General features: G+C 68.4%; 12 protein-coding genes. 5 read left to right on the top strand and 7 right to left on the bottom strand.

Annotation, left to right across the window (positions count from 1 at the left end):
• The first annotated feature begins 9 nt into the window (after positions 1 to 9).
• From sufT to GDJ08_RS10970, 3 genes are all read left to right on the top strand, one after another.
• Positions 10 to 561: a putative Fe-S cluster assembly protein SufT gene (sufT, locus tag GDJ08_RS10980; RefSeq protein ID WP_017357590.1), complete on the top strand. Its 552-nt coding sequence runs from the start codon at positions 10 to 12 to the stop codon at positions 559 to 561.
• Positions 562 to 621: 60 nt separating this feature from the next.
• The gene (locus GDJ08_RS10975; RefSeq protein ID WP_017357591.1) at positions 622 to 1,719 is read left to right on the top strand and encodes a branched-chain amino acid aminotransferase; all 1,098 of its coding nucleotides are present in this window, start codon (positions 622 to 624) and stop codon (positions 1,717 to 1,719) included.
• Positions 1,720 to 2,132: 413 nt separating this feature from the next.
• Positions 2,133 to 3,878, top strand: a complete 1,746-nt coding sequence (locus GDJ08_RS10970) for a S8 family peptidase (RefSeq protein WP_136003756.1) — start codon at positions 2,133 to 2,135, stop codon at positions 3,876 to 3,878.
• Positions 3,879 to 3,944: 66 nt separating this feature from the next.
• Here GDJ08_RS10970 and GDJ08_RS10965 read toward each other — a convergent pair whose 3' ends face one another.
• The 3 genes from GDJ08_RS10965 to wrbA form a co-directional block, all read right to left on the bottom strand.
• Positions 3,945 to 4,430, bottom strand: coding sequence for an asparaginase domain-containing protein (locus tag GDJ08_RS10965; RefSeq protein ID WP_017357593.1), 486 nt, complete (start codon positions 4,428 to 4,430; stop codon positions 3,945 to 3,947).
• 99 nt (positions 4,431 to 4,529) lie between these two features.
• The gene (locus tag GDJ08_RS10960; RefSeq protein ID WP_153164879.1) at positions 4,530 to 4,868 is read right to left on the bottom strand and encodes a DUF2069 domain-containing protein; all 339 of its coding nucleotides are present in this window, start codon (positions 4,866 to 4,868) and stop codon (positions 4,530 to 4,532) included.
• Complete coding sequence (gene wrbA / locus GDJ08_RS10955; RefSeq protein ID WP_017357595.1) at positions 4,865 to 5,455, bottom strand: NAD(P)H:quinone oxidoreductase; 591 nt, start codon at positions 5,453 to 5,455, stop codon at positions 4,865 to 4,867. Before wrbA ends, GDJ08_RS10960 begins: the two co-directional genes overlap by 4 nt.
• Positions 5,456 to 5,564: 109 nt before the next feature.
• Here wrbA and GDJ08_RS10950 point away from each other — a divergent pair, with 109 nt between their 5' ends.
• Together GDJ08_RS10950 and GDJ08_RS10945 are read left to right on the top strand one after the other, a co-directional pair.
• Entirely contained in the window at positions 5,565 to 6,839 is a 1,275-nt protein-coding gene (locus tag GDJ08_RS10950) for a YihY family inner membrane protein (RefSeq protein ID WP_026071033.1), read from the top strand.
• Positions 6,836 to 7,402 carry a TlpA family protein disulfide reductase gene (locus tag GDJ08_RS10945; protein ID WP_017357597.1) on the top strand — a complete coding sequence of 189 codons (567 nt, stop codon included), beginning with the start codon at positions 6,836 to 6,838 and terminating at the stop codon, positions 7,400 to 7,402. Before GDJ08_RS10950 ends, GDJ08_RS10945 begins: the two co-directional genes overlap by 4 nt.
• A gap of 930 nt (positions 7,403 to 8,332) precedes the next feature.
• Here GDJ08_RS10945 and ppk2 read toward each other — a convergent pair.
• The 4 genes from ppk2 to hemA are packed head-to-tail and all read right to left on the bottom strand — an operon-like array spanning position 8,333 to position 13,223.
• On the bottom strand, positions 8,333 to 9,112 hold the full coding sequence (gene ppk2 / locus GDJ08_RS10940; protein WP_017356347.1) for a polyphosphate kinase 2: 780 nt from the start codon (positions 9,110 to 9,112) through the stop codon (positions 8,333 to 8,335).
• Positions 9,113 to 9,161: 49 nt separating this feature from the next.
• Positions 9,162 to 10,874, bottom strand: a complete 1,713-nt coding sequence (locus tag GDJ08_RS10935) for an O-linked N-acetylglucosamine transferase, SPINDLY family protein (protein WP_153164878.1) — start codon at positions 10,872 to 10,874, stop codon at positions 9,162 to 9,164.
• 2 nt (positions 10,875 to 10,876) lie between these two features.
• On the bottom strand, positions 10,877 to 11,962 hold the full coding sequence (gene prfA, locus GDJ08_RS10930) for a peptide chain release factor 1 (protein WP_017356349.1): 1,086 nt from the start codon (positions 11,960 to 11,962) through the stop codon (positions 10,877 to 10,879).
• Positions 11,940 to 13,223, bottom strand: coding sequence for a glutamyl-tRNA reductase (gene hemA / locus GDJ08_RS10925; protein WP_017356350.1), 1,284 nt, complete (start codon positions 13,221 to 13,223; stop codon positions 11,940 to 11,942). The genes prfA and hemA overlap by 23 nt, the downstream gene beginning before the upstream one ends.
• Positions 13,224 to 13,248: the final 25 nt, after the last annotated feature.

Genomic DNA, 13,248 nt, shown 5'->3' with positions numbered 1-13,248 from the left:
TCCATCCACATGTATTCCCGTAGCAGTGAACCTGTCCACTTCGAACGCGACTGCGAGGCCGTCATGGTCCCGCAGGGCGAAACGGTGACGCTGCCGGCCGGCAGCTATGGCTATATCACCCAGGCGCTGGGTGGCAGCTATACCGTGTTTGTCGAAGGCAATCTGTTCCGCATCGCCGGCAAGGACGGCGACGCTATCGGCAAGGAACCGCCGCCCGCGCTGGAACTCCCCGAAAACGCCTCCGACGAGGAAGTGGAAAAACTGGTGTGGCAGCAGCTGCGCACCTGTTTCGACCCCGAGATTCCGTTCAACATCGTCGATCTGGGCCTGGTCTATGAAGTGGATCTCAAGCACCTGGACGATGGCCGGCGCGAGGTGGACATCAAGATGACGCTCACCGCGCCGGGCTGCGGCATGGGCGAGATCCTGGTCGACGACGTGCGCAGCAAGCTGGAAATGATCCCGACGGTGGCCGAGGCCGACGTCGAGCTGGTGTTCGATCCGCCGTGGGGCCGCCACATGATGTCCGAGGCCGCCCGGCTTGAAACCGGCATGTTGTAACCGCTCCACCGCGCGTTTGGTGGTGGTGGCGTTCCCCGTAACCAGAACAGGAAATATCCGGTGTCCCAGTCTTCCGTGAGCTTCAGCACCACCCGTTCGGCCCACCCGCGCAGCAGCGAGGAGCGCGATCGCATTCTGGCCGCGCCCGGTTTCGGCCTGCACTTCACCGACCACATGGTGGAAGTGCGCTGGGACAAGGACACCGGCTGGCACGATGCCAGCGTGCGCCCGTATGGCCCGCTGCAGCTGGACCCGGCCGCCGCAGTGCTGCACTACGGCCAGGAGATCTTCGAAGGCATCAAGGCCTACCGCCACGCCGATGGCTCGATCTGGACCTTCCGCCCGGATGCCAACGGCCGGCGCCTGCAGCGTTCGGCGCAGCGCCTGGCGCTGCCGGAACTGCCGGTGGACATCTTCGTCGAGTCGCTCAGGCAGATGATCGCCGTGGACGCCAGCTGGGTGCCGTCGGCCGACGAATCCAGCCTGTACTTCCGTCCGTTCATGATCGGCGATGAAGCCTTCCTCGGCGTGCGCGGCGCACACAAGGCCGGTTACTACGTGATCGCCAGCCCGGCGGGTCCGTACTTCGCCAAGGGCGTGGCGCCGGTGTCGATCTGGCTGTCCACCGAATACGCCCGCGCCGCCAAGGGCGGCACCGGCGCGGCCAAGTGCGGCGGCAACTACGCCGCCTCGCTGCTGCCGCAGCAGAAGGCGCAGGCCCAGGGCTGCTCGCAGGTATTGTTCCTGGATCCGGTGGAAGGCAAGTACCTGGAAGAGCTGGGCGGCATGAACGTGTTCCTGGTCTACAAGGACGGCACGCTGGTGACGCCGGAACTGTCCGGCAGCATCCTTGAGGGCATCACCCGCGAGAGCATCCTGCAGCTGGCCCGCGACCGCGGCATGAAGGTTGAAGAGCGCAAGGTGAGCATCGACGAGTGGAAGCAGGGCGTGGCCTCCGGCGACATCGCCGAAGTGTTCGCCTGCGGTACCGCCGCCGTGGTGACCCCGATCGGCCAGCTCAAGGGCGACGGCTTCGCGGTGGGCGACATCAACGCGCCGGCCGGTGAAGTGACGATGTCCCTGCGCAAGGAACTGACCGACATCCAGTACGGCCGCCTGCCGGACCGCCACGGCTGGCTGGTGCGCCTGGACGCCTGATCCGGTTGGCGCCCTGATCGCGCGTTTCCCAAGGCCCGCCTGGCAACAGGCGGGCCTTTGTGTGGATGGCCCCACGCAAGTCGTTGTTGCGCAACGGGATGTCCGGTTTTTGTCGGGCAAGACAGAGGGTGGACTTGAAAAAGCCGTTCATGTGGCGGTTTCTGTCGTGAAAGTTCCTTCACATTCACAAACCGTTGACCCGAAAAGTCTCAGATCGGAATGTTCACAAGACTGAAAAGGCATTGACACGTTGTTGCGTGGCGGCGAAACCAATAGCGTCCGTCGTCGGGCGGTTTTTGTTAGGGGAAACCGATCCAACAACCGGTCGCGATCACTGCCATAGATCCGTAGCCACGGATCGCGCCGGATTTTCGCCGCATAGACGGCATCCTTCAGTCTGAAAGGGAAATCCGATGTCTCATGATTCGCAACACCGTTTGCGTCAGCGTGCATTGGTTGTACTGGGCGCGTCCGTACTCACCTCGCTGCTGCTGGCCTCGCCGGCGTTGGCAGGTGACGTACAGCTGAGCGGCCTGTCCTCGGCGCCGACCCACCAGCGCTTCATCGTGAAGTACAAGGACGGCAGCAGCGCGATCGCCACGCCCACCGCACTGGCCAGCTCGCTCAAGGCGGCCGCCAGCGCCGTGCCCGCCGCCCAAGGGCGCGCGCTGGGCCTGCAGAAACTGCGTCAGCTCGCCATCGGTCCGACCGTGGTCAAGACCGATCGTCCGCTCGATCAGGCCGAATCCGAACTGCTGATGCGCCGCCTTGCGGCCGACCCGAACGTGGAATACGTCGAGGTCGACCAGCTGATGCAGGCCACCCTGGTGCCCAACGATACGCGTCTGTCCGAGCAGTGGGGCTTCGGCACCAGCAACGCGTCCATCAACGTGCGCCCGGCCTGGGACAAGGCCACCGGCGCCGGCGTGGTCGTGGCGGTGATCGATACCGGCATCACCAGCCATCCCGACCTCAACGCGAACATCCTGCCGGGCTACGACTTCATCAGCGACGCCGCGATGGCGCGCGATGGCGGCGGGCGCGACAACAACGCCAACGATGAAGGCGACTGGTACGGCGCCAACGAGTGCGGCTCCGGCATCCCGGCATCCAACTCGAGCTGGCATGGCACCCATGTGGCCGGCACCATCGCCGCAGTGACCAACAACAGCACCGGCGTGGCCGGTACCGCCTTCAATGCCAAGGTCGTGCCGGTGCGCGTGCTCGGCAAGTGCGGCGGTTACACCTCCGACATCGCCGATGCGATCGTGTGGGCCTCGGGCGGCACCGTCAGCGGCGTTCCGGCCAATGCCAACCCGGCCGAAGTGATCAACATGTCGCTGGGGGGCGGTGGCAGCTGCTCGACCACCTACCAGAACGCGATCAATGGCGCGGTGTCGCGCGGCACCACCGTCGTGGTGGCCGCGGGCAACAGCAACACCAACGTGTCCTCGTCGGTGCCGGCCAACTGCGCCAACGTGATCGCGGTGGCCGCCACCACCTCGGCCGGTGCCCGCGCCAGCTTCTCCAACTATGGCGCCGGCATCGACATCTCGGCACCGGGCCAGGCGATTCTGTCCACCCTCAACAGCGGCACCACGGTGCCGGGCGCAGCCTCCTACGCGTCCTACAACGGCACCTCGATGGCGGCGCCGCACGTGGCGGGCGTGGTCGCGCTGGTGCAGTCGGTGGCACCGACGGCGCTGTCGCCGGCCGCGGTCGAGACCCTGCTCAAGAACACCGCGCGTGCACTGCCGGGTGCCTGCACCGGCGGGTGCGGCGCGGGCATCGTCGATGCCGATGCCGCGGTCACCGCAGCGCTCAACGGGACCGGCCCCGGCCCGGGCACCGGCACGGTGCTGCAGAACAACGTTCCGGTCACCGGCCTCGGCGCCGCCAGCGGTGCATCGCTGGCCTACACCGTGAACGTGCCCTCGGGCAGCGCGCAGCTGAAGGTCACGATTGCCGGCGGCAGCGGCGATGCGGACCTGTACGTGCGCTCGGGCAGCGCTCCGACCGACACCGTGTACAACTGCCGCCCGTACCTGAGCGGCAACAATGAAACCTGCACCATCAATGCCCCGGCTGCGGGCACCTGGCACGTGCGGGTGAAGGCCTACACGACCTTCTCCGGCCTGAGCCTGACCGCGCAGTACTGATCGGGAGCTGCAACAAAGACGCCCCGGCATGCCGGGGCGTCTTCATGTCCGCCAGGCGGTGGCGCGTCAGGCTTCCTCGAACCGGTTGGCCGCCACGTTCTTGCGCACCTGCTCGGGATTCCAGATGCGGCCGTTCATGGCGATGTACACGCCGCTGGCGAGCGACTGCACCGCACCGATCGCACAGCCGATGTTGAACTCCGCATCCGAGCCGCGGAAGCGCGCCGGGCTCAGCGCGCCGGTCATGACGATGGTCTTGTCGGCAATCGACTTGAGCACCTTGCCGGTCTGCACCATCGAGTCCGTACCGTGGGTGACCAGCACGTGGCGGGTCGGTTGGGCGGCGATGGTCGCGCGGATCAGTTCGCGGTCGTCATCGGTGATGTGCAACGAATCCTTGCGCAGGATCGGAATCACGTTGAAACGGAAGGTCACGCCCAGTTCGCGCAGGATCATCCCGATCTGGGGATCGCCGATCTGGTAGTCCGACTTGTCGTCGAAGTAGATCTTGTCGATCGTCCCGCCGGTGGTGATGATCAGTAGTTCGTCCATTGCAGCAATCCTGGGTTGACGGTGAGCTGGGCGGCGTCGCCGCGCCCTGGCGCCATGATACCGCGCGATCCCGGAGAGCCGTGCGTCGCCCGTCTGCCGTCAGCGCTTCTTCCCGAACCGCCGGCGCAGGCCCGGCGCGCTGGCCACGGCAATCACCGCCAGCGCCAGCACCAGCTCGGTCCAGGCCCACACCGCGATCTCCGGATGGCTCCAGGCGCTCATCACCCCGTGGCTGAACCAGAACAACGCCAGTACGCCGGCCCAGAACGCGGCCTTGCCCCGGCGCACCAGCACGCCCACGGCCAGCAGCAGCGGCGGAGCGGTGAACACCAGTTGCGTGGCCAGCCAGTGCCTGTCATGCGCGAACCACAGCGCATACAGCGCGGCCAGCGCCGCCAGCAGCAGCGCGAGAACGACCGCGGTCGCGCGCGTGCTCATGCCAGCCGCCGTGCGATGTCGGCCACGCGCCGGCCCAGCGCACGGGCCAGGATCGCTTCGTCCTCGCTGGGCGTCGGGTCATCGTTGGCGCCGGCCACATGGCTGGCGCCATAAGGCGTGCCACCGGTGGTGGTGTGGCTCAAGGCCGGTTCGGTGAAGGGAATGCCGACGATCAGGCAGCCGTGGTGGAGCAGCGGCACCTGCATCGACAGCAGCGTCGACTCCTGGCCGCCGTGCAGCGACGCGGTCGAGGTGAACACTGCCGCCGGCTTGCCCGCGAGTGTGCCGTTGACCCACTCGGCGCCCAGCCCATCCAGGAAGTGCTTCACCGGAGCGGCCATGTTGCCGAAGCGGGTCGGGCTGCCCAGGATCAGGCCGTCGCACTCGGCCAGATCCTCCACGCTCACGTACGGCGCGCCTTCCTCGGGCACCGGCGGCCGCGCGGTCTGGGTGATCGCCGCCACTGGCGGCACCGTGCGCAGACGCGCGCCCATGCCGGGCACTTCGCCGATGCCCCGCGCAATCTGGCGGGCAAGCCGGGCCACCGAACCGCCGCGGCTGTAGTACAGCACCAGAATCTCCGCCATCGCGCCTTCATCTCATCTTGGGGCCAGGGGCCAGTATGGCGATGCGGCGGGCGCAGGGCGAGCGCGGCCGATGCGTGCACGTTTCGCCGCATCGGGTACCCTTGCGCCGATGGAACCTCTGGACACCCTCAACCTGTGGATGGAACGTGTGCGGGATCGCGCGCGCGCCGCCAGTTTCGGCCGCTTCCTGTGGCACCGCTTCCTCGACGACCGTCTGTTCCAGGCGGCCGCGTCGCTGGCTTACACGACCGTGTTCGCGCTGGTGCCACTGGCGATCGTGGTGTTCGGGGTGCTCTCGGCATTCCCGGTGTTCGACCGCTGGAGCGACCAGCTCAGCGACTACGTGTTCTCCAACTTCGTGCCCAACGCGGCGCGCGCGGCCGAAGGCTACCTGCGCCAGTTCTCGGCCAGTGCCGGCCAGCTCACCGCCGCCGGCTTCATCGCGCTGGTGGTGTCGCTGCTGATCACGCTCAACAGCGTCGAGCAGACCTTCAACCAGATCTGGCGGGTCAGCTCGGCGCGACCCAAGCTGACCCGTTTCCTGGTCTACTGGACGGTGCTGACCCTGGGCGCGATGCTGGCGGCCGCCTCGCTCGCGGTCTCGGCGCGGGTGTTCGCGTTGCCGCTGTTCGGCACCAGCGAAGGCCGATGGCTGGCCAATCTGTCGTTGGGGCTGGCACCGGTACTGATCGAATTCGTCTGCATCATGCTGGTCTACCGCGTGGTTCCGCACCACACCGTCAAATGGCGGCATGCCATCCCCGGCGCGATCCTGGCCGCGGTGATGCTGGAGCTGGTGAAGTGGGGCATGGGCGCCTACCTGGGCAGCTTCCAGTCCTACCAGAAGCTGTACGGCACCGTGGCCTTCGTGCCGATCCTGCTGCTGTGGATCTACCTGTGCTGGGTGTCGGTGCTGCTGGGCGCGTCGCTGGCGTCCTCGATCGCCGCCTTCCGCTACCAGCCGGCGGACCTGCGCCTGCCCACCGGCTACGAGCTCTACGGCCTGCTGCGATTGATCGGGCGGTTCCAGCAGGCGCGGCAGAGCGGACGCAGCCTGGATGACGACGAGATCCTCAGGCTGGAGCCGATGCTGACCGACTCGCTCCTGCAGACCATGCTGTGCGACCTGGAAGCGATCCGCGTGGTGCGGCGCGACGAACAGGGCGAATGGCTGCTGGCGCGCGACCTGGACAAGCTGACGCTGTCGGATCTGTACGAAACCACCCAGATGCGCATCCCGGTCAAGGAAGCGTACCTGCCTTACCGCGACGACAGCCTGGGCGATGCCTCGGTGGCCGCGCTGGACGCGCTGCGCCTGCCGCTGCGCGAACTGCTCAAGCGACGCGTCAGCGACATCTATACAAACCTCGGAGACAAACCATGACTGCCAAGCCCCTGCTGCTTGCGCTGGGCCTGCTGGCGCTGGCTGCGTGCAACAAGCCCGCCCCGACCGCGCAGCCTGAGCCCGCCGCCACGCCGTCGCCAGCCCCTGCGGCCCCTGCGGCCCCCGCGCCTGCGGCCGCGCCCGATACGGACCGGCGTACCGTGGAGCGCCCCACGCTCAAACTCAAGGCGCTGGACGGCAGCGACTACGATCTGGCCGCGCATCGTGGCAAATGGGTGGTAGTGAACTTCTGGGCGACCTGGTGTGCGCCGTGCCGCAAGGAAATGCCGGAACTGTCCGCGCTGCATGCCATGCGCGACGAAATCGAGGTGGTGGGCCTGGCCTATGAAGACATCGAACCGGCCGAGATGAAGGCGTTCCTGGAGAAGCGACCGGTAACCTATCCGATCGTCATCGTCGATACGTACAACCCGCCGGAAGACTTCGCGATTCCGCGTGGCCTGCCGTTGACCTACCTGATCGCACCCGATGGCACGGTCGCCAAGGAGTACCTCGGCCCGGTCACCGCCGCCGACATCGAACAGCGCATTGCCGCCAAATAGCCGCGCGCGCGGCACCGCGCCAGCGCCTGTTGCCGGGCAGAGCCCGGCACTACGTGTCGGTCACCGCATCGCGTTGGACATGCGTCGATCAACACCGCATCGCGTTGGACATGCGTTGATGACCATGTCACGCAGGTCCCGTAGAGCCGGGCTCTGCCCGGCTGCTCGCCGATCCGACCCCGCACCTCCCGCCCGCGCACGCGGCCTGTACCGCGCAAGCGCCTGTTGCCGGGCAGAGCCCGGCACTACGTGTCGGTCACCGCATCGCGTTGGACATGCGTTGATCAACACCGCATCGCGTTGGACCGGCGTTGATGACCATGTCACGCAGGTCCCGTAGAGCCGGGCTCTGCCCGGCTGCTCGCCGATCCGACCCCGCACCTCCCGCCCGCGCGCGCGGCCTGTACCGCGCCAGCGCCTGTTGCCGGGCAGAGCCCGGCACTACGTGTCGGTCACCGCATCGCGTTGGACATGCGTTGATCATCGCACCGCACCTCGTAGAGCCGGGCTCTGCCCGGCTGCTCTCCGATCCGCCCCCGTACCCCCCGCCCGCGCGCGTGGCCTTTGCCGTGCAAGCGCCTGTTGCCGGGCAGAGCCCGGCACTACGTGTCGTTGACCGCCGCATCGCGTTGGACATGCGTCGATCATCGCACCGCACCTCGTAGAGCCGGGCTCTGCCCGGCTGCTCGCCGATCCGCCCCCGCACCTCCCGCCCGCGCACGCGGCCTGTACCGCGCAAGCGCCTGTTGCCGGGCAGAGCCCGGCACTACGTGTCGTTGACCGCCGCATCGCGTTGGACATGCGTCGATCATCACACCGCACCTCGTAGAGCCGGGCTCTGCCCGGCTGCTCGCCGATCCGCCCCCGTACCTCCCGCCCGCGCACGCGGCCTGTACCGCGCAAGCGCCCGTTGCCGGGCAGAGCCCGGCACTACGGGGTGTCGATGTCTTCGATCGGTTTCAGAACGCCGAAATGCTCTGTGTGCAGCTTGCCTTTCAGCGGTGGCAGTGCCAGCACGGGCTCGTCCACGCGGGTGTCGGGCAGGCGGTCCAGCAGATTGCGGATCAATCCCAGCCGCCCGCGCTTCTGGTCATTGAAATCAACCAGCGTCCAGGGCGCTGCTTCGCGGTGGGTGGCGCGCAGCATCGCTTCGCGCGCTTCGGTGTAGGCGCTGTACTTGCTGCGCGACTTCAGGTCCACCGGTGACAGTTTCCAGCCCTTGAGCGGATCGAGGTGGCGCTCGGCGAAACGCTTCTCCTGCTGCGCCTGGTCCACCGTCAGCCAGTACTTGAACAGCAGGATGCCGTCGTCCACCAGCAGCGTTTCGAACACCGGCGTCTGCGCCAGAAACGCGCGGTACTGCGCTTCGGTGCAGTAGCCCATCACATGCTCGACGCCGGCGCGGTTGTACCAGCTGCGATCCATCAGCACGATCTCGCCAGCGGCCGGCAGATGCGACACGTAGCGCTGGAAATACCATTGGGTGCTTTCGCGGTCGGTGGGCTTGGGCAGTGCCACTACCCTGCATTGGCGGGGATTGAGGTGTTCGGCGATCGCCTGGATCGCGCCGCCCTTCCCGGCGGTGTCGCGGCCTTCGAACAGCACGAGCACGCGCTGGCCGGTGTGCTGCACCCAGCGCGCCATTGCCGCGAGTTCCAACTGCATCGGTTCCAGCTGTTCCTGGTATGCCTTGCGCTTGAGCTTGCCCATCCGCCGCCCCGGTTCTGTCGTGGAGGCTCGAGCCTAGCGCATGGCAGGATCAGGGCGTGTGTGCGACCTGCCAGCCGCGCTCGTGCGCCATGCCCTCGACCGCAGCAGTGAAATCGACGGCGAACGCCGCCATGTCGAACAGCCCGCTGCGCGTGCGTTGCACGGCCAGTTCGGCGCGCAGCGCCTGCAGCGCCGGGGCATCGTTGCCGAGCCGGATTGCCGTGGCGATGAAGGCACGGTCATCGGCAGCATTCATCCGGGTGAGTCCCAGATGGTGATTGAGGCTGCCGGCCACGCGCGCGGCAAACGTGGTGCCCGGGCAGGTCAGTACGGGGCAGCCGGCCCACAGCGCGTCGGAGGCGGTGGTGTGGGCGTTGTAGGGGTGTGTATCAAGGAACAGATCAGCGTGCTGGTACCGGGCCAGGTACTCGGCGTGGGGCAGGCGCGGCATGAACACCAGGCGCGCCGGCTCCAGCCCTGCCTGGCGGGCCGCCGCACGGAGCCGCGCATCGGCGTTGCCCGGGCCGGACAACAGCCACAGCACGCTGCCCGGTACGCCCTGCAGGACCGCGAACAGGCGCTGCATGCTGCGCGGGGTGAGCTTGTAGCTGTTGTTGAAACAGCACAGCACCACCCCCTGCGCCGGCAGGCCGCAGGCGACGCGCGACGGTGGCGTCGCAACCTCGCGCGTGTTGTCCGACGGCTGGAACGCGCGTGGCAGGCGCCAGATGCGCTCGCTGAAGGCCGATGCCAGCGCATCTGGCAGCACGAAGGCATCGGCCAGCACGTGGTCGATCCACGGCGCCCCGGACGTGCCCGGATACGCCAGCCAATTCACCTGTATCGGTGCCGGACGCATCGCCAGCACCTGCGGCGTGCCGCCGCCGCCCCAGCCGCGCAGGTCGAACAGCACATCGATGCCGGCGTCGCGGATGCGCGCGGCAACACGGTCGTGCGGCTGTCCGCCCACCTCGTGCAGCACGCTGGCCGCCGCCTGGAGGCGGACGCGGATGTCGCTGCCGTCATCGCCGTTGAGCGCGAACAGATGCAGGTCCAGCCGATCGGCGAGGGCCAGCTGCTCGAACAGGGCCACCGTCAGCAGCCCGGTCGGATGCGCGCCGAAGCCATTGGAGAGGAAGCCGACGCGGAGTCTTCCGTGGTCCCGCACGGTTGTCGGGGGCAGGGCGGGCAGATCCGTCCCGATCGCTGCCGCGCGTTGCCGCGCACAGGTCAGCTGCTCGGTGGCGCTGGCATCTTCACTGAGGAAGGCGAACGGCTCGACCACCGCCTGGCCTTGCGCCACGGCCCGACGGACCAGCGCCGACAGCCGGTCCAGATCGCGCCAGTCGCACAGGCGGCGCTGCCAGTTGAGCAGTTGCGCGGTGATGTAGGGCTCACCCGGCAGCAGCCGGTGCGCATGGCGATAGGCATCGGCGGCGGCCTCGGGCTGGCCGGCATCCTCCAGCGCATGGCCGAGCCACAGGGCGATGCCGGGATGCTGCGGTACCTGCTCAGCCGCACGGCGCAGCAGGACGGCTGCGTGGCCGGGCTGGCCCTGCATCCAGCGGGCACGCCCGAGCCGGGCCAGGGCTTCGGGATGATCGTCGCGCAACTGCAGCGCCTGCGTGGCGGCGGCCGCGCCACGGGCGACGTCGCCGGCTTCCAGTTCGGCGTCTGCCAGCATGACCCACGCGATGAAGTCGCTCGGCTGGCGCTGCACGGCCTCGCGCAGCTGCCGGCGTTCCTGGTCCGGTGCGCCCACGCTCAGGGTCCGGCAGCCAGCTGCGCCAGTTCGTCGGCCTGATGTTCGTGTATCAGCCGTTCGACCAGCGGATCGAGCTCGCCGGCAATGATGTTGGGCAGGTCGTACAGCGTCAGTCCTTCCACGCGGTGGTCGGTGATCCGGCCCTGCGGGAAGCTGTAGGTGCGGATGCGCTGGCTGCGGTCGCCGCTGCCCACCTGCAGGCGGCGGCTCTCGGCGGTGGCGGCGGCCTGCCGGCTGCGTTCGGCGTCGAGCAGCTGCGCCTTCAGGCGCTTCATGGCCTTGTCGCGGTTGGCATGCTGGCTGCGCTCGGTCTGGCACTCCACCACCACGCCGGTCGGCAGGTGGGTGATGCGGATCGCCGATTCGGTCTTGTTGACGTGCTGGCCGCCGGCGCCGGACGAGCGGAACGTATCCACCCGCAGGTCGGCCGGGTTGATCGTCACTTCGTCCACATCGTCGGCTTCGGGAATGATCGCCACGGTGGCCGCCGAGGTGTGGATGCGTCCCTGCGATTCGGTCGCCGGCACGCGCTGCACGCGGTGCGTGCCCGATTCGAACTTCAGCTTCGAGTAGGCACCGCGACCGACCACCCGGGCCACGATTTCCTTGTAGCCGCCATGTTCGCCGGGGCTGTCCGATTCGACCTCCACCTTCCAGCCCTGGCGCTCGGCATAACGCGCGTACATCCGGAACAGGTCGCCGGCGAAGATCGCCGCCTCGTCGCCGCCGGTGCCGGCGCGTACTTCCAGGAACAGGTTGCCGTCGTCGCGCGGGTCGCGCGGCACCAGCAGCAGCGCCAGGTCCTGGTCAAGCTGTTCCAGGCGTTGCTGGGCCGCAGTGATTTCCTCTTCGGCCAGCTCGCGCAGGTCCGGCTCGGCGCGCATCGCCTCGGCGGCGGCCAGGTCGGCCTTGGCCCGGGCTTCGTCGGCCAGTGCGGTGGCGATCGGCTGCAGCTGCGAGAACTCGCGCGAGAACGCGCGGAAGCGTTCGTTGTCGCCGACCACACCCGGATCGGCAAGCAGGCGTTCAAGTTCTTCGCGGCGCTCGGCCAGCGCTTCCAGCTTACGGCGCAGGGTCGGCGTCATCATTCCTCACAACAGGGTGCTGGTAGCCGGGCTTGGCCGGGAACAGGCGCTCGGCGGCGCGGGTCAGTTCAGTATCGCCGCTCAACGCCGCCGCGCGCAGCGCGGCCGTTGGCGGGTGCAGCAGGCGGTTGGTCAAGCCGTGCGCGAGCAGTTCCAGTACGTCCTCGGCCGGCTTGCCGTTGGCCAGCTGCTGTCGGGCTTTTTCCAGCATCTCCGTCCGCGTCGCATCGCCGTAGGCGCGCAGCTGCAGCAGCGGCGCCTGGTGCGCGCCGGCGTGGAGGGTCTCCACGAACCGGGCAACCTGCAGGTCGATGATCGCCTCGGCCTCGGCGGCGGCTTCGCGGCGGCTGCGGCGATTGTCCTCGACCGCCCGCTCAAGATCGTCCACGGTGTACAGGAAGGCATCGCTGAGGTCGCCCACGCCCGATTCGATATCGCGCGGCACGGCCAGGTCGAACAGCAGCATCGGCTTGTGCCGGCGCGCCCGCAGCGCGGCGGCGACATGTGCCTTGGCGATCACCGGCTCGCGCGCGGCGGTGGCCGAAAACACCACGTCGGCCTCGCCGAGGTGGCGCTCCAGCTCGGTCAGGGGCAGGGCGACGCCGCCGTGGCGGCTGGCCAGGTCCTGGGCGTGGGCGAGGGTGCGGTTGGCGATCAGCAGCCGGCGCACGCGCCCCTCGCTGAGATGCCGCGCCGCCAGCTCGATGGTCTCGCCGGCGCCAACCAGCAGCACGGTGGAATCTTCCAGCCGGGCGAACGAGTTCTGCGCCAGGCGCACCGCCGTGGAGGCCACCGACACCGGATTGGCGCCGACGCGGGTATCGGTACGGGCCCGCTTGGCCACCGAGAAGGTCTGCTGGAACAGGCGGTCCAGGCGCTGGCCGAGCAGCCCGTGATCGCGCGAGGTGGCCCAGGCGTCCTTCACCTGGCCCAGGATCTGCGGTTCGCCCAGCACCATGGAGTCCAACCCGGTCGCGACCCGGAACAGGTGGCGTACGGCGTCCGCGTCGGCATGCTGGTACAGGTAACCCTGGAGCTGGCCGGCGTGCGCCTCCAGCCAGTCGGCCAGGGCCTGTCCGGACTCGGCGATGGCATACAGTTCGGTGCGGTTGCAGGTGGACAGCAGCACCGCTTCGGCCACCTGCGGGGTGTCACGCAGCGAGGCGAGCGCCCGCGGCAGCGCATCGCCGCCAAAGGACGCGCGTTCGCGCAGTTCCACTGGCGCGGTCTGGTGGTTCAGTCCGAGCACCCACAGGGTCATTGTTCAGTTGCTTGCGATAAGCTGC

Origin of the sequence: Stenotrophomonas nematodicola (assembly GCF_009467805.1) — a bacterium.
Classification (GTDB): Bacteria; Pseudomonadota; Gammaproteobacteria; order Xanthomonadales; family Xanthomonadaceae; genus Stenotrophomonas; species Stenotrophomonas nematodicola.
The sequence above is the reverse complement of the archived record's forward strand: the minus strand, read 5'-3'. Positions and strand labels throughout refer to the sequence as shown.